The 23,512-nt window shown below is 40.2% G+C and carries 23 protein-coding genes, 1 rRNA gene and 2 other annotated features; of the genes, 1 reads left to right on the top strand and 23 read right to left on the bottom strand.

What is annotated here, in order from left to right:
• Positions 1-178: 178 nt before the first annotated feature.
• The 22 genes from rpoB to JOC34_RS20055 all read right to left on the bottom strand — a co-directional run bounded on the left by rpoB (position 179) and on the right by JOC34_RS20055 (position 22,773).
• Complete coding sequence (rpoB, locus tag JOC34_RS20160; RefSeq protein ID WP_205138596.1) at positions 179-3,715, bottom strand: DNA-directed RNA polymerase subunit beta; 3,537 nt, start codon at positions 3,713-3,715, stop codon at positions 179-181.
• Positions 3,716-4,220: 505 nt separating this feature from the next.
• The gene (locus JOC34_RS20155) at positions 4,221-4,823 is read right to left on the bottom strand and encodes a class I SAM-dependent methyltransferase (RefSeq protein ID WP_205138595.1); all 603 of its coding nucleotides are present in this window, start codon (positions 4,821-4,823) and stop codon (positions 4,221-4,223) included.
• A gap of 154 nt (positions 4,824-4,977) precedes the next feature.
• On the bottom strand, positions 4,978-5,343 hold the full coding sequence (gene rplL / locus JOC34_RS20150) for a 50S ribosomal protein L7/L12 (RefSeq protein WP_205138594.1): 366 nt from the start codon (positions 5,341-5,343) through the stop codon (positions 4,978-4,980).
• A 58-nt stretch (positions 5,344-5,401) separates the two neighbouring features.
• Positions 5,402-5,902, bottom strand: coding sequence for a 50S ribosomal protein L10 (gene rplJ / locus JOC34_RS20145; protein WP_205138593.1), 501 nt, complete (start codon positions 5,900-5,902; stop codon positions 5,402-5,404).
• A 113-nt stretch (positions 5,903-6,015) separates the two neighbouring features.
• Positions 6,016-6,160: a sequence feature (ribosomal protein L10 leader region), on the bottom strand.
• 49 nt (positions 6,161-6,209) lie between these two features.
• Complete coding sequence (rplA, locus tag JOC34_RS20140) at positions 6,210-6,905, bottom strand: 50S ribosomal protein L1 (RefSeq protein WP_205138592.1); 696 nt, start codon at positions 6,903-6,905, stop codon at positions 6,210-6,212.
• A 138-nt stretch (positions 6,906-7,043) separates the two neighbouring features.
• Positions 7,044-7,469 (bottom strand): 50S ribosomal protein L11, encoded by a 426-nt coding sequence (gene rplK / locus JOC34_RS20135; RefSeq protein ID WP_205138591.1) that lies wholly within the window; start codon positions 7,467-7,469, stop codon positions 7,044-7,046.
• A gap of 150 nt (positions 7,470-7,619) precedes the next feature.
• The gene (gene nusG / locus JOC34_RS20130; RefSeq protein ID WP_205138590.1) at positions 7,620-8,153 is read right to left on the bottom strand and encodes a transcription termination/antitermination protein NusG; all 534 of its coding nucleotides are present in this window, start codon (positions 8,151-8,153) and stop codon (positions 7,620-7,622) included.
• Between the two features lie 293 nt (positions 8,154-8,446).
• Positions 8,447-8,614: a preprotein translocase subunit SecE gene (secE, locus tag JOC34_RS20125; RefSeq protein ID WP_205138589.1), complete on the bottom strand. Its 168-nt coding sequence runs from the start codon at positions 8,612-8,614 to the stop codon at positions 8,447-8,449.
• Positions 8,615-8,635: 21 nt separating this feature from the next.
• Complete coding sequence (rpmG, locus tag JOC34_RS20120) at positions 8,636-8,785, bottom strand: 50S ribosomal protein L33 (protein ID WP_205138588.1); 150 nt, start codon at positions 8,783-8,785, stop codon at positions 8,636-8,638.
• Between the two features lie 57 nt (positions 8,786-8,842).
• Positions 8,843-9,493, bottom strand: coding sequence for an RNA polymerase sporulation sigma factor SigH (sigH, locus tag JOC34_RS20115; protein ID WP_205138587.1), 651 nt, complete (start codon positions 9,491-9,493; stop codon positions 8,843-8,845).
• Between the two features lie 125 nt (positions 9,494-9,618).
• Positions 9,619-10,128, bottom strand: a complete 510-nt coding sequence (locus JOC34_RS20110; protein ID WP_205138586.1) for an NYN domain-containing protein — start codon at positions 10,126-10,128, stop codon at positions 9,619-9,621.
• Positions 10,129-10,130: 2 nt separating this feature from the next.
• Positions 10,131-10,874: a 23S rRNA (guanosine(2251)-2'-O)-methyltransferase RlmB gene (gene rlmB, locus JOC34_RS20105; protein ID WP_205138585.1), complete on the bottom strand. Its 744-nt coding sequence runs from the start codon at positions 10,872-10,874 to the stop codon at positions 10,131-10,133.
• A gap of 1 nt (position 10,875) precedes the next feature.
• Entirely contained in the window at positions 10,876-11,274 is a 399-nt protein-coding gene (locus JOC34_RS20100; RefSeq protein ID WP_205138584.1) for a Mini-ribonuclease 3, read from the bottom strand.
• A gap of 1 nt (position 11,275) precedes the next feature.
• Positions 11,276-12,676 (bottom strand): cysteine--tRNA ligase, encoded by a 1,401-nt coding sequence (gene cysS, locus JOC34_RS20095; protein ID WP_205138583.1) that lies wholly within the window; start codon positions 12,674-12,676, stop codon positions 11,276-11,278.
• Positions 12,666-13,319: a serine O-acetyltransferase gene (gene cysE / locus JOC34_RS20090; protein WP_420856186.1), complete on the bottom strand. Its 654-nt coding sequence runs from the start codon at positions 13,317-13,319 to the stop codon at positions 12,666-12,668. Before cysE ends, cysS begins: the two co-directional genes overlap by 11 nt.
• 152 nt (positions 13,320-13,471) lie before the next feature.
• Positions 13,472-13,689, bottom strand: a binding site (T-box leader).
• Positions 13,690-13,750: 61 nt separating this feature from the next.
• Complete coding sequence (gene gltX, locus JOC34_RS20085) at positions 13,751-15,220, bottom strand: glutamate--tRNA ligase (protein WP_205138581.1); 1,470 nt, start codon at positions 15,218-15,220, stop codon at positions 13,751-13,753.
• Positions 15,221-15,382: 162 nt separating this feature from the next.
• On the bottom strand, positions 15,383-16,477 hold the full coding sequence (locus JOC34_RS20080) for a PIN domain-containing protein (RefSeq protein ID WP_205138580.1): 1,095 nt from the start codon (positions 16,475-16,477) through the stop codon (positions 15,383-15,385).
• Between the two features lie 185 nt (positions 16,478-16,662).
• Complete coding sequence (radA, locus tag JOC34_RS20075; protein ID WP_205138579.1) at positions 16,663-18,036, bottom strand: DNA repair protein RadA; 1,374 nt, start codon at positions 18,034-18,036, stop codon at positions 16,663-16,665.
• Between the two features lie 197 nt (positions 18,037-18,233).
• Entirely contained in the window at positions 18,234-20,660 is a 2,427-nt protein-coding gene (clpC, locus tag JOC34_RS20070; protein WP_205138578.1) for an ATP-dependent protease ATP-binding subunit ClpC, read from the bottom strand.
• An 11-nt stretch (positions 20,661-20,671) separates the two neighbouring features.
• Entirely contained in the window at positions 20,672-21,736 is a 1,065-nt protein-coding gene (locus tag JOC34_RS20065; RefSeq protein ID WP_205138577.1) for a protein-arginine kinase McsB, read from the bottom strand.
• Positions 21,733-22,281: a protein-arginine kinase activator protein McsA gene (locus JOC34_RS20060; RefSeq protein ID WP_205138576.1), complete on the bottom strand. Its 549-nt coding sequence runs from the start codon at positions 22,279-22,281 to the stop codon at positions 21,733-21,735. The genes JOC34_RS20065 and JOC34_RS20060 overlap by 4 nt, the downstream gene beginning before the upstream one ends.
• Before the next feature lie 24 nt (positions 22,282-22,305).
• On the bottom strand, positions 22,306-22,773 hold the full coding sequence (locus JOC34_RS20055; RefSeq protein WP_205138575.1) for a CtsR family transcriptional regulator: 468 nt from the start codon (positions 22,771-22,773) through the stop codon (positions 22,306-22,308).
• A gap of 179 nt (positions 22,774-22,952) precedes the next feature.
• Between JOC34_RS20055 and JOC34_RS20050 the strand changes: the two genes are divergently transcribed.
• Positions 22,953-23,228: a hypothetical protein gene (locus tag JOC34_RS20050; RefSeq protein ID WP_205138574.1), complete on the top strand. Its 276-nt coding sequence runs from the start codon at positions 22,953-22,955 to the stop codon at positions 23,226-23,228.
• A gap of 191 nt (positions 23,229-23,419) precedes the next feature.
• Here JOC34_RS20050 and rrf read toward each other — a convergent pair.
• Positions 23,420-23,512: ribosomal RNA gene (gene rrf / locus JOC34_RS20045) — 5S ribosomal RNA — on the bottom strand; the annotation flags it as partial.

Genomic DNA, 23,512 nt, shown 5'->3' with positions numbered 1-23,512 from the left:
TACCTCCCTTTTATGTTTTACCGTTGTTATGTGAAACAAAACTCGCGTTGAGTAGAAGTTCATCATACAGTCGGTAAGAAAACCTTCATTTCATTGATACCGAAACCTTAAGCTCTATTTTATATTCTAAAATTAAACTGGAGATTCGCCCCGTTTACGAGGCGACTCTCCTTTACTTTTAATTTTCTTCTACTTCTAAATTAAGTTTATTTGCTGCTTGTGTATCATCTTCTTCAAGTTCACGCATATCAATTTCTTCTTCCGTACTGGAAAGCATTTTAACGTCCAACCCAAGACTTTGCAATTCTTTAATGAGTACCTTAAATGATTCAGGTACACCTGGCTCTGGCACGTTATCACCTTTCACAATTGATTCATACGTTTTTACACGTCCGACGACATCATCGGATTTAACCGTTAATATTTCTTGAAGTGTGTATGCAGCACCATATGCCTCCAGTGCCCAAACTTCCATTTCACCAAATCGCTGTCCACCAAATTGCGCTTTACCACCAAGTGGTTGCTGTGTAACAAGCGAATATGGCCCTGTTGAACGTGCATGCAATTTATCATCAACCATATGTGCAAGCTTAATCATATACATGATGCCCACGGATACACGGTTATCAAATGGTTCTCCGGTTCTACCGTCGTACAGCACTGTTTTTGCATCTCTAGCCATGCCTGCTTCTTCCAACGTCTCCCACACATCTTCCTCTGTCGCACCATCAAATACGGGTGTAGCAACATGCAGGCCGAGTTGTCTAGCAGCCATTCCTAAATGCATTTCAAATACTTGACCGATGTTCATTCGTGATGGAACACCTAACGGATTCAACATCACATCAACCGGTGTACCATCAGGTAAGAACGGCATATCCTCTTCAGGTAATAATTTCGATATTACCCCTTTGTTACCGTGACGACCTGCCATTTTATCCCCTTCAGAGATCTTCCGCTTCTGGACGATATATGCACGCACCAACTGATTAACACCTGGTGGTAACTCATCACCATCTTCACGGTTGAATATCTTGACATCATGCACGATCCCGCCAGCACCGTGTGGTACTCTTAATGACGTATCACGCACTTCACGGGCTTTTTCACCAAAGATTGCATGAAGCAAACGCTCTTCAGCAGATAATTCCGTTACCCCTTTAGGCGTAACTTTACCTACTAAAATATCACCATCTGTTACTTCTGCACCAACACGGATGATCCCGTGTTCGTTAAGGTTCTTCAAGGCTTCTTCCCCAACGTTAGGAATATCTCTCGTAATCTCTTCCGGTCCAAGCTTCGTATCACGTGCCTCTGATTCATATTCTTCAATGTGAATGGATGTGAAATCGTCGTCTTTTACAAGTCTTTCACTCATGATAATAGCATCTTCATAGTTGTAACCTTCCCAAGTCATAAATCCGACTAGTACGTTACGACCTAATGCTAGTTCTCCATTTTCCATCGAAGGTCCATCCGCTAAAACCTCACCACTTGTTACCCTGTCGCCTTCACTTACAATGGGGCGCTGGTTATAACAGGTTCCCTGATTGGAACGGATATATTTTTGCAGACGATAATGGTCTATATCACCTTGTACCTCTTTACCATCTACAACAGATATCCTGCGTACTTGCACTTCTTTCGCTTCTACCCGCTCTACAATACCATCATGTTGACAAATAATTGCAGCGCCGGAGTCCTTACCATTCACATACTCCATACCTGTTCCAACAATTGGCGCTTCCGGCTGCATCAACGGTACTGCTTGTCGCTGCATGTTCGCACCCATCAAGGCACGGTTTGAGTCATCATTTTCCAAGAATGGGATACATGCTGTAGCAGCTGAGACCACCTGTTTTGGCGAAACATCCATATAATCAATTTGATCACGAGGTACAGCTGTGTTTTCCCCACGGAAACGCGCAATAACTTCTTCATTTTTAAAACTGCCATCCTCATTCAACTTTGCATTTGCTTGTGCAGTGATGTAGTTATCCTCTTCATCTGCAGTTAAGTAATCAATATGCGCAGTTACTTTACCTGTCTCCGGGTCAACTCTTCGGAATGGCGTTTCAATAAAGCCAAATGTATTTACCTTCGCATAACTTGATAACGAGTTAATTAACCCAATGTTAGGTCCCTCAGGCGTTTCAATTGGACACATACGACCATAGTGAGAGTAGTGAACGTCACGTACTTCCATGCCTGCACGTTCACGTGTGAGTCCACCAGGTCCGAGCGCTGACAAACGACGCTTATGTGTAAGTTCTGCCAACGGGTTTGTTTGGTCCATAAACTGGGACAACTGCGAACTACCAAAGAACTCTTTAATGGACGCAATCACCGGACGTATATTAATTAATTGTTGTGGTGTTATACTGGATGTGTCCTGAATAGACATTCTTTCGCGTACAACACGTTCCATACGAGACAAGCCAATACGAAATTGGTTTTGCAATAGCTCCCCAACAGAACGAAGTCTACGATTACCCAAATGATCAATATCATCTGTATCCCCAACACGGTGGAGCAAGTTAAAGAAATAACTGATCGATGATAGAATATCTGCAGGCGTAATGTTTTTAACTTCTGATTCTACACCCGCGTTTCCAACTACATCCAATTCGCGTTCTCCGCTAGGATCAGTCGGATCTATAATCTTAATAGATTGAACGATGACGTCATCTTCAAGTACGCCGCTCTGGAGGCTAACTGCCTTTTTCCCGAGTTTATTATCTTCACTATCTAAATGTGGAATGAGTTTGTCTAGCAATTTACGCTCTAATTTATCACCTTTTTGCGCTAAAACTTCCCCAGTTTCGTGATCAACGATCGTTTCTGCTAAGATTTGATTAAATAATCGGTTCTTAATATGCAATTTTTTATTCATTTTATAACGACCAACACGTGCAAGGTCATAGCGTTTCGGATCAAAAAAGCGAGTCACTAATAGGTTTTTTGCATTTTCTACTGTAGGTGGTTCACCTGGACGTAAACGCTCATAGATTTCTAATAGCGCTTTTTCAGTCGTTTCTGTATTATCCTTTTCGAGCGTGTTTTTGAGGTATTCACTTTCCCCTAGGAGATCAGTGATATCCTGATCTGAGCCGAACCCAAGCGCGCGCAATAGTACCGTGATTGGCATTTTTCGCGTACGATCAATGCGAACATAAACGACATCTTTTGCATCCGTTTCAAATTCCAACCATGCTCCACGGTTTGGAATCACAGTCGCGGTTACGCCTCTTTTTCCATTTTTATCGATTTTTTCGTTATAATAGACACTTGGTGAGCGCACAAGCTGTGATACAATTACCCGCTCTGCCCCATTAATTACAAATGTTCCTGTGTCTGTCATAAGCGGGAAATCTCCCATAAATACTTCTTGCTCTTTTACTTCTCCGGTTTCATTGTTAATTAAACGAACCTTAACGCGAAGTGGAGCGTTGTACGTGACATCTCTTTCTTTTGACTCCTCAACAGGATACTTTGGATCACTTAAACTGTAATCAACAAATTCCAATGATAAGTTTCCTGTGAAGTCCTCGATGGGAGAAATGTCCTGAAACATTTCCTTCAAACCTTCCTCAAGAAACCATTGATAAGAAGCTGTTTGAATTTCGATTAAATTTGGCAACTCTAATACTTCACTGATGCGCGCATAGCTCCTGCGTTGGCGGTGCCGTCCATACTGAACTAGTTGACCTGTCAACTGCTTCACCCCTTAAATCATACATTTCCGTAGGTTTATTAGTAGTTTCCTCTACAAAAATGATTATTATATTTAGAAAAACGCACTGAAATAAACTTTATTCCAGTTTTGTTTTTCGAATTCTAACACACTTCGTTCTATCAACCAACATTATAAAATCATTGATTACGGCTATTCCATAGGTAACCGTCTACCAATTAAAAATTGAAATGAAAAAAAGGTTTTTAAATGTTACCCGCCAAATGTCGAGCCTGAAAGGCGAAGTCAGAGGCGCTTGTCGCGCATATACTGATTTCTAAACTTGTAACCTCGTCGAACTTCCTTCTTGCCGACAAGTTATCTTTCCCTTTTCAGTGTAAGTTAAAAACCCCACGTTATTTTTCTCAATTTTATCAGTGTCCCCGATCGCCGATGAAATATACGTTTCATATACAATAAGGATTCTACTTGACATAAGAATCCCAATGTTAGCATTTTACTATCATATCATAGGTTGCGTAGCGGGTCAAACATTAAAGGATCGCAATATAAAGTACCCTTTACTTTTAGTCACCACTTCTACATTCCCGAATAAATCTTTTAACTTTTTTTGAGCGGATGGTGCTCCTTGCTTTTTTTGGATAACTACCCACAACATTCCGCCTGTAGCCAGAGCCGCTCTCGATTCCTCAAACAATTTATTAACAACTTGCTTCCCCGCACGAATGGGCGGATTAGTGAGGATTGCTGCAAACGAGTGATTGTTGATGGAGGCAAGTCCGTCACTTTTAATCAACTCAACATTTCCAACGTGGTTGTTAGTAGCATTTTGCTTCGCTAACACCAATGCTCGTTCATTAACATCAGCCATCAGTATATTTCGATCTGGATAACAGTCTGCCAATGCGATCCCAATCGGACCATATCCACAGCCAAGATCTAAAAAATCACCAGCGATAGGCGGTTCATTAAATTGTTCAATCAATAATCTTGAACCAAAGTCTACTTCGTTTTTGGAAAAAACACCAACATCACTAGTAAACGTATATTCTCTTTCTCTTAATTGATAATTCCACGTCTTGGGTGAACTTTTAGATTGAGGTTTTTGTGAAAAGTAATGCTCAGACATTTGGCACCTACTTTTTATAGAGTTAGGAAGATATTGTTGGAAAACTTGGCTTCTCGCCAAGCCTTAGTTACGCTTATACCTTGAATTTTTACTATCGAATGAAGTAAAAAGCCCGTCGAATTGACGACGAGCTTTCTTATATTGAACGAATCAATTACTTAACAGTTACAGAAGCGCCTGCTTCTTCAAGTTTACCTTTAACTTCTTCAGCATCTTCTTTTGATACAGCTTCTTTAATTGCTTTTGGTGCGTTATCAACCATGTCTTTTGCGTCTTTAAGACCAAGACCAGTGATTTCGCGAACTGCTTTAACAACTTTAATTTTTGAATCTCCAGCAGCTTCTAATACAACATCAAATTCAGTTTGTTCTTCAGCAGCTTCTCCGCCACCTGCTCCGCCACCAACAGCAACTGGTGCAGCAGCAGTTACGCCAAATTCCTCTTCGATTGCTTTTACTAAATCATTTAAATCTAATACAGACATTTCTTTGATTGCATCAATAATTTGTTCTTTAGTCATGATATATTTCCTCCTATTTTCTTATAAAATTATACATTCACTATCATTGGCGATAAGATTATGCGCCTTGTTCTTCTTTTTGTTCCGCAATCGCTTTTGTAACATACGCGAAGTTACGTACAGGTGCTTGAAGCACGCTAAGCAACATAGAAACCATACCATCGTAGTTCGGCAAGTTACCAAGTTCTTGCATTTGTTCAAGTGTTGCTACTTTGCCTTCAATAACGCCGCCTTTAATTTCAAGTGCGTCATATTTTTTTGCAAAGTCGTTCATAATTCTTGCTGGTGCAACAACGTCATCTTTACTGAACGCAACAGCAGTTGGTCCAACAAGGATGTCGTTCAGTTCCGATAATTCAAGTGAATCAACAGCACGACGAGTCATTGTGTTTTTATACACTTTAAAATCGATACCTGCATCGCGAAGTTCTTTACGAAGTTCCGTTACTTCCGCAACACTAAGTCCACGGTAGTTAACAACAACAGCTGTTTGACTTGTACGGAATTGTTCAGCAATTTCATCGACAACTTGTTTTTTCTTTTCAATAATACTAGACATTACTCCACCTCCTATAAACATTCGAAATACCGTTTGAAATGCCCCCAAGCCGCCTTCGACCTAGCCGGTTACACGCCCCAGCATAAGACAAGCATTAGAGCACTTCTCGTAAAGACAACAAAGTAAAAGCCCCCATGCAGACATGGGGGCTCTATATAACAATTGATAATCACATTATCAAGTTTGTTTTATAAACACCTCGGCAGGAAATTAAGCGTCAAGCGCACCTACTGTCTACAGTATATCGTATTTTTTTCACATCGTCGATTAGTATAACCGACTTATCATAGCCTGTCAACAACAGAAACTATTTCACATAACTAGATACGTCCACTTTGATTCCAGGGCCCATTGTAGAAGCGATGGAAACATTGCGCATGTAAATTCCTTTTGCAGATTGTGGTTTTACTTTTACAAGTGTTTCTGTAATTGCTTCAAAGTTCTCAGCAAGTTTGTCATTGTCAAATGAGGCTTTCCCAATTGGAACGTGGATGTTAGCAGACTTATCAACGCGGTATTCAACTTTACCAGCTTTGATCTCTTTAACAGCATTCGCTACTTCAAAAGTTACTGTTCCAGTTTTCGGGTTTGGCATAAGACCTTTTGGTCCAAGCACTCTACCAAGTTTACCTACTTCTGCCATCATGTCAGGTGTTGCAACAATTACATCAAAGTCAAACCAACCTTGGTTAATTTTATTAATGTAGTCTGATTCACCTACATAATCAGCGCCAGCAGCTTCTGCTTCTTTTGCCTTTTCACCTTTTGCAAATACGAGTACACGTTGTGTTTTACCAGTACCGTGTGGCAAAACCATTGCACCACGGATTTGTTGATCTGCTTTTTTAGGATCTACTCCCAAGCGAAATGCAGCTTCAACTGTTTCGTCAAAGTTTGCTTTAGCCGTTTCTTTCGCTAATGCAACAGCTTCTTTTACATCATATGATTTTGAACGATCAACAAGCTTAAATGCTTCTTGATACTTTTTACCTTTTTTAGCCATTAAATATTTCCTCCTCTATTGTGGTTATAGCGGTAAAACCTCCCACTTATAAAAGCACGAAGACTTCACAATGCTTTTGTTTCGCGAAAAAGGTTGCGATCAGACATTGCTAAGTCGCAACCAATACCGCATCAAACATTAGTCTTCAATCGTAATACCCATACTACGCGCGGTTCCTTCAACCATGCGCATCGCTGCTTCAACATCAGCAGCATTTAAGTCAGGCATTTTTGTTTCAGCGATTTCTTTTACTTTATCGCGTTTAACAGTAGCAACTTTATTACGGTTTGGCTCACCTGATCCAGCTTCAATTCCTGCTGCTTTTTTCAGCAATACTGCTGCAGGTGGAGTTTTTGTAATAAATGTAAATGAACGGTCTTCAAACACCGTAATCTCAACCGGAATAATCATACCTGCTTCATCTTGCGTACGTGCGTTAAATTCCTTACAGAATCCCATAATATTAACACCCGCTTGACCTAGTGCTGGTCCAACTGGCGGAGCCGGGTTTGCTTTCCCTGCTGGAATTTGTAATTTTACTAACTTGATTACTTTTTTAGCCACGAAACACACCTCCTTAAAGTTCGTGATGTGGTAATAGGGTTCCTGTGGTTCCCTCCCACTCTTATTTATCCATTACACCCCAAAAATAGAGGTCATGAATAACAAGAGAATTTTAGCATGAATACGAAGATATTGCAAGGCTTTATCTTTTTACAGCTTTTGAATCTGTGAAAAATCCAATTCAACAGGCGTCTCTCTACCAAACATATTGACATGAACCTTCACTTTTTGTTTGTCTGCATCAATATGTTCAATTGTCCCTGTGAAATCTGAGAATGGACCATCCGTTACACGAACATTCTCTTTCAGATCAAAATCAAGCTGAATAACCGGTTCAGCAACACCCATACGCTTCAATACTGTTTCTACTTCATCCGGTAAGAGCGAAGTTGGTTTTGAGCCAGAGCCACTTGAACCCACAAACCCGGTAACACCTGGTGTGTTACGAACAACATACCAAGAGTCATCTGTCATAATCATTTCTGCAAGCACATACCCTGGGAAGAATTTCTTTTTAACTACTTTCTTTTTGCCGTCTTTAATCTCTGTTTCTTCATCTTCTGGAACCATGACGCGGAATATCTTATCTTCCATCCCCATTGTCTCTACACGTTTTTCTAAATTCATTTTCACTTTGTTTTCATACCCGGAATACGTATGAACCACGTACCAATTTTTCTCCATTTGAACAGGACAAGTAAATTGCCCTTCCCTCCCTTTATTTAATCTATGCCTGATTTATCTCCACGGCGTTATTAATTAGACTCACCAATACAGGCGGGTGATTAAGTCTGCCAAGCTTCGAAATAAGTGCGACTTCAGTTCAGATAGCGTAGAAGCCCGATCCGAACCAAGTCTACTTTATGTTTACTAGTATCACTTACGTAACATTTTAGACAATATTAAAAAACCCGTTAATTCGGGTTTTTGTTAAAGATTTATTATCTTTTATTATAGCATGATTATATCATATTTATTCAAAAAAGATTCAATACCTGGGTAATTATAATATCGATTACGGTAAAGAACACTGCCATAAACGCTACAGTTGAAATAACGGTTACGGTATAACTCGTTAATTCCTTCCCTTTGGGCCAAGTAACCTTCTTCATTTCCCTAGATACATTCTTAAAAAACGTAAACATGCCTGTCCCCCCGAAATACTTTTATTTTGTTTCGCGATGCAATGTATGCACTCCACATGTTTTGCAATACTTTCTTACGTCTAATCGTTTTGCTTGTGTGGATGTATTTTTATTCGTTGTGTAATTTCGACTAGAACAGTTTGCACACGCTAAAGTTATTTTTTTACTCATTATCTCACCACTATCCAATTTAGCACGACTCGCCATCCATGTCAATGGACACGCGGTTTAGAAGCTAAATTCACTGGTTTCCATCACTTGTTCTAACTTGCGCTTCACACGCTGCAGCGCATTATCAATTGATTTCACATGCCGCCTCAGATCTGCAGAGATCTCTTGATACGTGCGGCCATCTAAATATAAGTGCAGTACTTTCTTTTCCAACTCGCTCAATAATTCCGATAATTTTGCTTCCATATCGGTGAATTTCTCTCTATTGACGAGTAATTCCTGTGGATCAATCGCTTTAGAACCCGCAATCACGTCCAATAACGTGCGATCAGATTCCTCATCGTAAATTGGCTTGTCCAGTGAGACATAGGAATTAAGCGGTATGTGCTTTTGTCGTGTGGCGGTTTTAATCGCAGTAATGATCTGACGTGTTATACACAATTCCGCAAAAGCTTTAAACGAAGATAGCTTGTCCCTGTCATAATCGCGCATTGCCTTATAAAGGCCAATCATTCCTTCTTGAATAATGTCCTCTCTATCTGCACCGATTAAAAAATACGTTCGCGCTTTAGCCCGAACAAATGGTTTGTATTTATGTATTAAAAAATCTAATGCGTGACTATTTTCCCGATGAATCAAATGAATTATTTCGTCATCATCAAGCACACGTAAGTCTTTATCATTTTTGTCTAATAGCTTGACACTCATCAAGAATGACCTCCCAGACTAAAACCCATTCACTTTTCAAACATTATACAGCAAGCCTTTCCATACCGTCAACACCATATTAAAGCGATTACATTTTAAAGAGCGAGAAAATAAAGTTTTTACACTTATATATCTCCTCGCCGCATTCTTTCAAACCTCTCCAAAACCTTTCGATCCAACGCAATTTTGGACTGTGGCCTAACCTTCAGATGATTTTCGATACTATCCGCAATTTCTTTTTTTATATTTTTTAATTCAATCAATAATTCCCGTGAAGACTTCCTTAACGCACCACTTCCGAAAATGGTACGTTGTTCGGCAAAGTCCGAGGTCGCAACATATACTTGGTTTTTTACATTTTTTAATGTTTTTACCAGTTTTTCAATACATTCGTCTGCGGTTTCTTTTTCTTTCGTGTAGATGATTTCAATTTTGAAGGATTCTAGTTTACTTGCCACACCTGGTACTGTGTACGCATCAAACACAACAATAACCCGCCTGCCGGAATATGCTTGATATTCCGCCATTAATTCGATTAGTCGATCGCGGGCCTGTCCGATGTCTACTTCTTTTAAGTGTTGTAGTTCTTCCCATGCACCGATGACATTGTATCCATCTACCACTAAAATATCCATCATCAATTACCAAGCGGAAATCTTTTACGATATACTTCATAGAGCAGTAGGCTACATGCAACAGATGCATTTAATGAAGATACATTTCCACTCATCGGCAAACTAACGGTCCAATCGCATTTCTTTTGTACCAAACGGCTGATACCCTTTCCTTCATTACCAACGACAAGGGCAAGTGGCATCGTTCCATCCAGCCTCCGATAGTCTTCCGTTGCATCACCTTCTGTTCCTACAACCCAAACATTTCGTTCTTTTAATTCCTCTATCGTGTTGGCAATGTTGGTAACACGGGTAACGGGAATATGTTCCAATGCCCCAGCAGCTGTTTTTGCAACGGTTGCCGTTAAACCGACCGAGCGCCGTTTTGGAATAATAACGCCATGAACGCCAGTTGCATCGGCAGTTCGTAAAATAGACCCTAAATTATGCGGATCCTCCAGCTCGTCCAAAATAATAAAGAATGGATCTTCATTTCTCTCTGCTGCCCGATTAAATAAATCATCCAATTCCACATACTGATATGCAGCTACATAGGCAATTACACCCTGATGATTCCCGTCTGCAAGCTGATCCAATTTGCTTTTCGGTACCTTCTGTACGATGGTCCCGGCATTTTTACTTAATTGCTGAATCTTTCCTTGCGTATTTGCATTTAATTGCTCCAGTATCAGCACTTTATTCACTGAACGGCCGGATGTTAATGCTTCAATAACCGGATTTTTCCCAATAATAATTTCCTGATCCATGCTATTGTTCTCTCCCTTCGACAAATTCAATCGCCTTTTCCAACAGTTCTGTTAAACGTCCGCTATTTTTCGACAAATAATGATAACCAATTAATGCTTCAAATGCGGTACTATAACGATATGTTTGTACACTTGTATTTTTAGGAATAGAGCCGGATTTAGCATTTCTTCCTCGTGCCGCAACCCGCTCCTCCTCTTCAGTCAACGTTCCTGTTCTCAGCCAATGTAGAATGACCGCCGCTTGTGACTTTCCGGATACAAACGTGATCGCCTGTTGGTGCAGCTGATTTGGCATCACCTGGCCGGTCAAGAGCAGATGTTCACGTACATGCACCTCATAAACGGCGTCCCCCATATAAGCAAGGGCTAGACTCTTCATCTGTTTTACATTTAAATCCATATTAGCCCCTTTTCCAGCGAACCCCTTGAGATGTATCTTCCAACAGAATATTTTTCTCTTTCAGTAGGTCTCTTATTTCATCCGCACGCGTGAAATCACGTGCTTTCCTAGCTTCATTTCTTTCCAAAATTAAAGCGTCAATATCTTCATCGAGCAAGTCTTCCTCATCTTTCATTCCGATACCAAGTACACCCAACAAGTTGAGCATGCTTTCCTGGAATGCCTCTATCACCGCGGTAGCCGTTTGGTCAGCTTGCAGATACAGATTCGCTTCCTTCGTTAAATCAAACAAAATAGAAATCGCATTTGCTGTATTAAAATCATCATCCATTGCTTCCTCAAATGCCTTTTTAAAGTCATCTATTTTCTCCAACCATACATCTGTATCCTTTGTCAGGTTCATACTCGATTGTTTACGATATCCTAAATTATAATAAGCTGTTTTAATCCGCTCCAAACTATTTTTCGCACCTTCCAGCAATTCTTCGGTAAAATTAATTGGATTGCGGTAGTGAACACTTAGCATAAAAAAGCGCAATACCTGTGGGTCATGGTGTTCGATTAAATCTCTTGTTAAAACAAAGTTGCCTAGTGATTTTGACATTTTCTCATTATCAATATTAATATACCCATTGTGCATCCAATAGTTTGCGAATGTTTTTCCCGTCATTGCTTCTGATTGGGCAATTTCATTTTCATGGTGTGGAAAGGCTAAGTCCTGTCCACCAGCATGGATATCGATCGTATCCCCAAGATATTTTTTCACCATTGCAGAACACTCGATATGCCAACCTGGGCGCCCTTTACCCCATGGGGAATCCCATGCGATTTCTCCTTCTTTCGCGTTTTTCCATAGTGCGAAGTCCAGCGGATCATCCTTCTTTTCCCCAACCTGAATTCTTGCTCCGGAGCGTAATTCATCAATCGATTGGTGAGATAACTTTCCATATCCATTAAACGAACGGGGTTTAAAGTATACATCTCCATCGACTGCATAAGCATTACCTTTCTTAACCAGCGCGTCAATAAAAGCAATAATATCATCCATTGTATCCATGACTCTTGGATTGCGTGTCGCCTTTTTAACTCCTAACGCGCCGACATCCTCTAAATAAGCATCAATAAAGCGATCCGCTATATCAGGAACTTCCTCCCCCAATTCATGGGCGGCTTTGATAATTTTATCATCTACATCCGTAAAGTTTAATACATAGTCCACTGTATATCCTTTATATTCAAAGTATCTTCTTACCGCATCAAAAACAATTGCCGGACGAGCATTTCCAATATGAATATAGTTATATACAGTTGGCCCGCACACATACATACTTACTTTTCCTTCTTCTAAAGGATGAAAGGTTTCCTTTTGCCGGGTTAATGTGTTATAAATTTTAATCGACATATACTTTACCCTCTTTCAATTCAGCTATTTCAGCTTTTAATTCATCAATTTCTTGTTGCAATTTTGCGCAACGATCCTCTACTGGATCCGGTATTTTATGGTGGTCTAAATCACGACGTACCTTTTCTCCATTTTGCACTACAACGTGCCCCGGGATACCTACAACCGTTGAATGATCAGGGACGTCTTTTAATACAACCGATCCGCCACCAACTTTGGCACTTGCTCCTATTGTAATCGATCCAAGTACTTTCGCACCAGTAGATATCAGTGCATTATCTTTAATTGTAGGATGACGTTTTCCCTTTTCTTTACCGGTCCCCCCCAACGTTACTCCCTGGAAAACCGTAACATTGTCGCCAATCTCGCACGTCTCTCCAATCACAACCCCCATGCCATGATCAATAAAAAAGCGACGACCAATTTGGGCACCCGGATGAATTTCGATCCCGGTAAAAAAGCGACTGACTTGGGAAATAGAACGTGAAATAAAGAATAATTTTTTATTATAAAAGGCATGTGCAACCCGATGAGACCAAATCGCATGTAAACCAGAATAAGTTAAAAACACCTCGAAATACGTTCGTGCAGCCGGATCCTGTTCAAACACAACATCCATATCCTCTTTCATTCGTTTAAAAATCCCCAAATCCATGCACCCCCTGTTGATTAGAAAACTTGGCATTCGCCAAGTCTTTAATGGCGAATGCCTTAGTTGCACTTATGCAGTAGGAAAGTTTTATACTTTCCTATCTGCTAAAAATAAAAAATAAGCGCCCCTCAAGTAAATGATTACTCAGAGACGCTTATTCGCGCGGTTCCACTCTGTTTAGAGGCATAAAATCCTCTCAACTTGTGCTCTGATAACGGTAGAATACCGCCGTTATGTACTTCATTTCCATAACGGACTCCAAGGGGCACTTCGAAAACAATGCTTAAAATCACTCCCAGCCAAAGGTGATTCTCTCTGTATAAGCGGATTATTTCCTACTTTCCCTCTTCAACGTTCCATATAACCTTACTATATTATATTTATCGCCTAATGTGAATAATATAGGCTTGTCCGATAGCTTATTATGCGCCAATATCCTTTAAGACTTGATCTAAACGTGCCAGGATGACATCTTTTCCTAACAGCTCAATCGCAAAAGGTAACTCGGGGCCATGTGTTTCTCCAGTTGTAGCAACACGAATTGGCATGAACAGTTTTTTACCTCTGTGCCCTGTTTCTTTTTGCGTTGCTTTAAATTGCGCTTTAATGGAGTCCTTTGTAAAGTCATCCAAATGAATCAATTTATCAGCAAACACCTGAAGCACTTCCGCAACCTGCTCGCCCTGTAAAACTTCTTTTGCACCTTCATCATATGTGAGCGTATCATGGAAAAACAGCTCCGACAATTCGACAATTTCTGCACCATAACGTAATTGATCTTTGTACAGTGCAATCATTTTTTCTGTCCAAATACGCTGTTCATCATTCATATCCTTAGGTATTTTACCTGCTTCAATTAAATGTGGCATCGCTAACTGTACAACTGTTTCCAGATCAGATGCTTTAATATATTCATTGTTCATCCATTTTAGCTTTTGTGGGTCAAAGATTGCCGCAGATGTTGATAAACGTTCTGGGTCAAAAATATCAATCAATGTTGGTTTATCAAAAATTTCCTCTTCGCCAACTGGTGACCAGCCTAATAAAGCAATGAAGTTAAACAATGCTTCAGGTAAATAACCAAGATTATGGTATTGCTCAATGAATTGCAAGATATGCTGATCTCGCTTACTTAACTTTTTACGGTCTTCATTTAAAATTAACGTCATATGACCGAACTTCGGTGCTTCCCAATCAAATGCATCGTAAACCATCATCTGTTTAGGTGTGTTGGAAATATGCTCTTCTCCACGCAGGACATGTGATATTTTCATTAAATGATCATCAATTGCTACTGCAAAGTTATACGTCGGAATACCATTCTTCTTCACAATCACCCAATCACCAAAGTCACTGGATTCGATCGAAATATTCCCGCGAACAAGGTCATTAAATGTGTACGTATGATTCTCAGGCACACGCATACGGATGCTCGGCTTACGACCTTCTGCTTCAAATTGAGCAATTTGTTCCGCTGTCAAATCACGATGTGCGCCAGAATACTTTGGTACTTGTCCATTGGCACGTTGTTCTTCCCGCTCAGCATCCAGCTCTTCTTCCGTCATATAACATTTATAAGCCAGACCACGTGCTAACAATTTTTCCACGTATTTATTGTATAAGTCCAGTCTTTCCATCTGACGGTATGGTCCAAAGTCGCCGCCGATATCAGCACCTTCATCCCATTCAATACCAAGCCATTTTAAAAACCTTAGCTGACTTTCTTCGCCACCAGCTACATTCCTTTTATCATCGGTATCCTCAATTCGAATAATAAACTTCCCATTAAAATGTTTTGCATATAAGTAGTTAAATAGTGCCGTTCTTGCATTCCCAATGTGTAAATGTCCGGTTGGACTCGGTGCATAGCGTACACGTACTTCGCTTCCCATCATGTTTCTCCTTTCGAGTGTTAAAGTTATTTTTTTAATATATATAATAAGCTCAGGCTTTCGCCGTTAAATCTTGGCGATCAGCCAAGTATTCTAAAAGATAGCACAAAAAGCGATAACAAGTTTTGTTATCACTTTTGTACATTATAAGTTATACCCCTTTTACAATGCTTTTTCAAGTAATTTTGGTTTTGCAAAGATCATACGGCCTGCTGATGTCTGGAGAACACTGGTAATCAACACTTCAATTGTTTTACCAATATAGTCCCGACCTTCTTCCACAACAATCATTGTACCGTCATCCAAATATGCAATACCCTGATTTTGTTCTTTACCATCTTTAATGACCTGAACCATCAACTCTTCTCCAGGTAAAACAACCGGCTTAACCGCATTTGCTAAATCATTGATATTCAGCACACTAACACCTTGTAGATCACACACTTTATTTAAGTTAAAATCATTAGTTACAACAATGCCACCGATAACCTTAGCAAGTTTGATCAATTTACTGTCCACTTCTGGAATATCCTCAAAGTCGCCCTCGTAAATTTCTACCTTAACAGGAAGTTCCTTTTGAATACGATTGAGCACATCCAAACCACGACGTCCTCTATTCCGCTTTAATGCATCGGACGAATCAGCGATATGCTGCAATTCGCCAAGTACAAACTGAGGAATAACAATCGTTCCTTCTAGAAAGTTCGTTTGACAAATGTCTGCAATCCGACCGTCAATAATAACACTTGTGTCTAAAATTTTTGCTTTTGGAACCACTACATCTTCATCACCATCAGCAACGCGCTTTTTATCACGTTCTTTTTTATTAATATTTAACAGATTCACAAATTCTTCTCTTCTTCTAAATCCAACCTGAAACCCAAAATAACCTAATAAAATAGTAATAAAGAGCGGTAAAACTTGTGAGACAACTTGAATATTAATATCCTGCAGCGTCATATTAATTAAATAAGCGATCACTAAGCCGACAATCAACCCAATACTGCCAAAGAACAAATCTCCCACTGGAATCTTGATGAGTGCTTCCTCAATCCAACGTAAAAAGTTTACGACGTAATCAACCAGCCAATAGGAAATAAGAAATAAGATAATAGCTCCGATTAACAAACCAACATAGGATGATGCCACCCATCTTGCATCTGTAAAGTTTAATATTTTAATAATAGTCGGCCCGTATACATATCCAACGGCCCCACCTGTAATGATAAAAAATAAATGAACTATCTTTTTTAACACCACTGCCACCTCCTTATCTGTTATTATTGCCTTCTCAAAAGAAATTTAATCTATAAAAGTAAACAAAACCCTATAATATCAACTAAATGATAGCATATTTTTTAAAGTGTTTCAATTTTGTAAACGTAAAATTATATCATAGCAGATGATAGATAACAATTGTTTTGTTTTTGTTATTTACAATTCTATCGTTCCAAACCAACTTCCAGTGCCTCCTGTACCGTGTCTACTCCGACAACCTGTATACCCGCAGGGACTGTCCATCCACCTAGATTTTTCTTCGGACAAACAACACGTTTAAATCCGAGTTTAGCAGCTTCTTGTACCCGTTGGTCAATTCTCGATACTCGTCTGATCTCGCCTGTTAATCCGACTTCACCAATAAAGATATCTTCTGGCTTTGTAGGCTGGTCACGAAAACTGGAGGCAATACTAACAGCAATCGCTAAGTCAATCGCAGGTTCATCGAGCTTTACTCCCCCAGCGACTTTTATATAAGCATCCTGATTTTGCAGCATAAGACCTACCCGTTTTTCTAAAACTGCCATTAATAATGGAACACGATTATTGTCAATTCCAGTAGCCATTCTACGTGGATTACCAAAACTTGATGGAGAAATTAATGCCTGAATTTCGACCAGTACTGGTCTGGTGCCTTCCATCGAAGCGACAACTGTTGACCCAGCTGCGCCTTGCGAGCGTTCTTCCAGGAATATTTCGGAGGGGTTCATCACTTCCCGCAATCCTTCTTCCTTCATTTCAAAAATACCCATCTCGTTTGTACTACCGAAACGATTTTTTACCCCTCGCAGAATACGATACGTGTGGTGTCGTTCACCTTCAAAATATAGGACCGCATCTACCATGTGCTCAAGCATTCTCGGACCCGCAATTGCCCCTTCTTTCGTAACATGCCCAACAATAAATATGGGGATTCCATTTGTTTTGGCTATTTTCATTAATTCGTTGGTACATTCACGAACCTGTGTTACACTGCCAGGCGCACTGGCGACTTCCTCACGAAAGATTGTTTGTATGGAGTCAATCACAACAAAAGATGGCTTTACCTCATCAATTTGCTTAGCGATATCAAACATATTGGTCTCCGCCAAAACATATAGTAAATCTGCTTTTACGTCGAGGCGATCTGCACGAAGTTTGGTTTGCTGTGTTGATTCCTCTCCAGAAATGTATAGGACAGGTACTTGCTTCTCTGCTAATTGAGATGATATTTGTAATAATAGCGTTGATTTTCCAATTCCGGGGTCTCCGCCAATCAGTACAAGTGATCCAGGAACAATCCCCCCACCAAGTACCCGATTAAATTCCTTCATCTTCGTCGTCACACGAGGTTCCTTTTGCGATTCAATAGCAGTAATTTTCTCCGGCTTAGCCGCTGTTTGGATACCACCACTAAATGTATGCTGATTCCTCACACTTGATGCTTCCACTTCCTCAACCATTGAGTTCCACTGATGACATTCAGGACACTTTCCCATCCATTTGGCTGATTCATAGCCACATTCCTGACATACATACTTGGTTTTACGTTTCGCCAAAACAATCTATCCCTTCTAAATCTATTATATACGATTAACTGCATTTTTTGGTTACAGCCACCTATCAATTCAGTCTTTTTCTTCCATATTTATGCCACACATGTCATATTCATACACAATTAATAGGAGACCAGATGATGAAAAAAAGCTGGAAGAATATCCCCTTCCAGCTTTAATCACATCAAATACGATAACCTTTATGAGAGAATAATAAATTCCCCTTTATTATTCAGACCGATTTTTATTTTTTCCTCTTTATTAATTGTTCCTTTTAACAATTCCTCTGACATTAAATTCTCAATGTTCTTTTGAATAGAACGACGTAATGGACGTGCTCCATATTCCGGATCATAACCATCTGAAGCAATTTTCTCGATTCCTTTATCCGTGATGGAGAAGTCGATATCCTGTTCTTTCAGGCGGCGCTGAAGTTGTTCAATCATCAGCGTCACAATATCTTTCATATGTTTTCTCTCTAATGAATGGAATACGATCATTTCATCAATTCGGTTTAAGAATTCAGGACGAAAGACTTTCTTCATTTCATCGGTAACCTTTGTCTTCATATCCTTGTATTGCTGCCCCTCATCATCCAGTGTAAAGCCAACATATTTATTTTTCTGTAGTTCGCTTGCCCCGACGTTGGAGGTCATAATAAGTACCGTATTACGGAAATCAACCACCCGACCTTTTGAGTCGGTTAAGCGTCCATCCTCTAGTACTTGCAACAAGATATTAAATACTTCTGGATGTGCTTTCTCCACCTCATCAAGTAAGACAACAGAATATGGTTTTCTACGTACCTTCTCTGTTAATTGTCCACCTTCTTCATATCCGACATAACCTGGAGGTGAACCAACCAGACGAGAAGTGGAGTGTTTTTCCATGTACTCTGACATATCAATGCGAATCATCGCATCCTCATCAGCGAACATCGCTTCAGCTAATGCACGTGCAAGCTCCGTTTTACCGACCCCTGTTGGTCCCAGGAATATAAATGAACCAATGGGACGTTTTGGATCCTTCAAGCCCGCACGCGCCCTTCGAATGGCTTTTGACACGGCGTCAACAGCTTCATCTTGGCCAATGACACGACCATGTAATATATTTTCCATATTTAATAAGCGTTGGCTTTCATCCTTTGTTAATTTAGAAACAGGTACACCCGTCCAGATGGACACAACACTCGCAATATCCTCGACCGTTACCTCGGTATCTGTTTGTCCCTGCTTCTCTTTCCACTGATCTTTTGTTTTCTCCAATTCTTCACGCAGACGCTGCTCTGAATCACGTAAAGACGCAGCCTTTTCAAATTCTTGGCTTTGCACAGATGCATCCTTTTCTTTACGCACTTCCTCCAACTTTTGTTCCAATTCCTTCAAATTGGGTGGAATGGTGTATGAACGTAAACGAACCTTTGATCCAGCCTCATCGATAAGATCTATCGCTTTATCCGGTAGGAAACGCTCAGTAATATATCGGTCAGAAAGGTTTGCAGCTGCTTCTATTGCCTCATCTGTAATTGTTACCCGGTGATGTGCTTCATAACGATCACGCAATCCACCTAAAATTTGTACTGTCTCTTCAAGTGTAGGTTCATCCACCGTGATTGGTTGAAAACGGCGCTCCAACGCTGCGTCTTTCTCAATATACTTGCGATACTCATCCAAGGTAGTTGCACCGATACATTGCAATTCACCACGAGATAGAGATGGTTTTAAAATATTTGAAGCGTCAATCGCACCTTCTGCGCCACCAGCTCCAATTAATGTATGCAATTCATCAATAAATAAGATTATATTTCCGGCCTGACGAATTTCTTCCATGACTTTTTTCAAACGGTCTTCAAATTCACCGCGATATTTCGTTCCCGCTACAACGGTCCCCATATCCAAGGTCATTACTCGTTTATCGCGCAGTGTTTCCGGTATTTCATTGTCAATAATTTGCTGTGCCAATCCTTCCGCTACAGCCGTTTTACCAACCCCAGGTTCACCAATAAGTACAGGGTTATTTTTGGTACGTCGACTCAGGACTTGGATCACGCGTTCGATTTCCTTACCACGGCCAATAACTGGATCAATTTTACCTTCCTTTGCACTTACAGTTAGGTCCCTTGCCAATGAATCAAGGGTTGGTGTATTAGCACTGGATTGCTGACCACGGTTCTGACGACCAGCTTGTGACTCATTACTGCCTAAAAGTTGCAGTACTTGCTGCCTCGCCTTGTTTAAGCTTACCCCAAGGTTATTTAATACACGTGCAGCTACACCTTCTCCTTCACGAATCAAACCTAATAAAATATGTTCTGTTCCCACATAAGAGTGCCCTAGCTTTCTTGCTTCATCCTGAGATAGTTCCACTACTTTTTTCGCGCGTGGGGTATAGTGAATGGATTGCATGGGTTGCTTACCAGCACCAATTAACTTTTCCACTTCTTCCTGAATCTTTGGTACTTCTAATCCTAAGGACTCTAAAGCTTTTGCGGCTATCCCATCCCCTTCACGGACAAGTCCTAACAGGATATGCTCTGTTCCTATATTGCTGTGACCAAGACGAACTGCTTCCTCCTGGGATAATGCCAATACTTTCTGTGCTCTTTCTGTAAAACGTCCAAACATCATGTGGTTTCCTCCTATTTTTCCAATTGTAACCTTTCACGGATCAGTGAAGCCCTTAAAATATCTCGTTCTTTCGTTGTTAATTCCCGCTTTGCATATTGCTGCAGAAATCCTGGCTGTATAAGCGTCATTAATTCACTAAGTATATTCTGCGGAGTATCTTTAATGATTCCCAAATCAATTCCTAATCTAACATTTGATATACACTTTGCAGCCTCTTTTGACTCAATGACTCGACTGTAGCCTAGAACGCCATAAGACCGATAAATACGATCTTCTAAATGTAAGCTGGAATGTTCCATCATTCTGCTGCGTATTTTTCGCTCATGTTGTATTAATTGGTCCACAACACTTTTTAAGTCCTCTACAATATCTTCCTCAGATTTACCAAGTGTAATCTGATTGGATATTTGAAAAATGTTACCAAGCGCTTCGCTGCCTTCCCCGTATATTCCTCGTACAACAAGACCTAATTGGTTGATCGCAGGTAGTAACTGGTTCATTTGTTTCGTCATTGTTAATGCAGGAAGATGCATCATAACAGAAGCACGCATTCCGGTTCCTACATTGGTTGGGCAGGTTGTTAAATACCCCTTTGTTTCATCAAATGCATAATTAACTTTTTCCTCCAGCCAGTCATCGAATTCAAATGCTTTATCCAACGCACTTCGCAATTGGTATCCGGGAAAATAGAGCTGGATACGAAGATGATCCTCTTCGTTGATCATTACAGACACCTGTTCATTCTTTGAGATCATGGCTGCCGCAGCATTTCCCCGTTTAGCTAGGTGCGGGCTAATTAAATGCTTTTCAACGAGCACACGCCTTTCAATTCCAGTTAAATTGTGGATTGGAATAAATGAAAAGTCCTCATAGTCTTGAAAAGTTTGGTGTTCATATTCCTTTTCAAAAAAGTCGCGAATTTCCTCCAGACTTTCCTGATCTTCTAAAATCGGATAAGTAAAATCCGATAGGTTTCTTGCCAATCGTATACGACTGCTTAGAATAATATCACTATCAGGACCTTCCTCACGCATCCAGGGACTAATCGCTTCATTCATAAATTGTTGTAGCGTCATGAATTTTCACCTGTTTCTGGATCACCCGTTTGTTTTTTCAATGCATTAATGCTATCTCGGACCTTTGCAGCCTCTTCAAATGCTTCCGTTTCAATTAAATGCTGCAATTCCGCTTTGTAATCCTCCAACTGTTTCTTTGTATGCAAATCGCCACCTTGGCGTTTCGGAATCTTACCAGCATGCTTCGTATTTCCTGCATGTACCCTGCGGAGTATCGGGTCCAAACGACTGGAAAACGTTTCATAACATGTTGCACAACCAAATTTACCTACGCTTTTGAATTCAGTGAATGTCATCTTACACTTCGGGCATGTTAGTTCTTCTTCCTGCTTAAATGCCTGACCCTGATGGTTTTTTAATTGAGTCGTATCAAAGTTAAATAAACCTGAAAGTAGATTATGAAGGGAATATCCTTCTTCTGGATACGTCATATAGCCTTTTTCCTTGGCACACACCTCACAAACATGTACTTCTGTTTTGTTTCCGTTGATTACTTGTGTAAAATGAAGTGTAGCTGGCCGTTGATGGCATTCCTGACATTCCATAATTATTTTCCCCCTTTACAAGAATCACTTGCCTAAATATTTTAATGTGGAAAGCATGGCGGTCAAAATCCTTGCACGTATCTCATCTCTCAATGGCAATTGAAATGCCAATGTAGTTCGATCAATCGCACTGAGCATAATTTTCGCCTCACGATCGGTAATGATCTGCTCTTCCAAAAGGCGTTCCAATACGTCAATAGATGCCTGTTGTGTCACTACTGGATTGATCATTTCAATAATCTCTTCAACAAGGTCTGATTTGTCCTGATGAATGACCCGGATAATTCGAATATATCCACCACCACCGCGCTTACTTTCTACCATATACCCTTTCTCCATTGTAAAACGCGTATTAATCACATAATTAATTTGTGAAGGAACACATTGGAACAACTCCGCTATCTCACTTCGTTTGATTTCAATGACATTTTTACCTTGTGCTTGTAGGATCTTTTTCAAATGTTGTTCGATAATATCTGAAATATTGCGCATCAAGCCCACCTCCTCTTATCTGTATGAGCCAGCTCTGCCTATGTTTTGACTTTGACTATCTTTGACTATGATTTTATTATACGCGAAAACAGGCAAGATGCAAATAGATTTGATCTATATTCATCTTAGACAAAAAAGAGAGAAACAAAACAAGCATTTTACAGGAGGCCGTACTTTAGATGACATCAGTGATTAACAACTTTCATGAATATATTATTTTAAAAGCCGATAAAGTGAAACTTCATTCAGAGGGGGTTTTCTTTTCTTCCACTGAATGTTTGTTCGTTGAGAACCACACGTGGGTGTCAAAGACCTTGCCACTTAGAAGTGGCCATTTTAGTCTTTATTCCCTGCTTGCAGAGCTTGGGGCTTGTGCGGGCAGTTTCCTCTACCTAACACTTCAGCTTTCCTATACTTTTGAGGAGGGGTTTTACTGCTCACACCAAACTGCATAAGTAATATCTTAATATGATCTTATATCTAGTTGTAATCGATCATCCATATTACATATATTCGACGCTGAATCTGCTGATTCCTGCCTGGAAATCATTTATTTTATGTAGGATTAATTTGAAACAAACAAAGATTAAACTTATTGTTCGACAAAAAAACCCAAGATGCATGATTGCTTCTTGGGTTTAAATTCGCCTGGCGACGTCCTACTCTTGCAGGGGCAAAGCCCCAACTACCATCGGCGCTGAAGAGCTTAACTGCTGTGTTCGGTATGGGAACAGGTGTG

This window comes from Virgibacillus halotolerans (assembly GCF_016908515.1).
GTDB lineage: Bacteria > Bacillota > Bacilli > Bacillales > Amphibacillaceae > Virgibacillus_M > Virgibacillus_M halotolerans.
The sequence above is the reverse complement of the archived record's forward strand: the minus strand, read 5'-3'. Positions and strand labels throughout refer to the sequence as shown.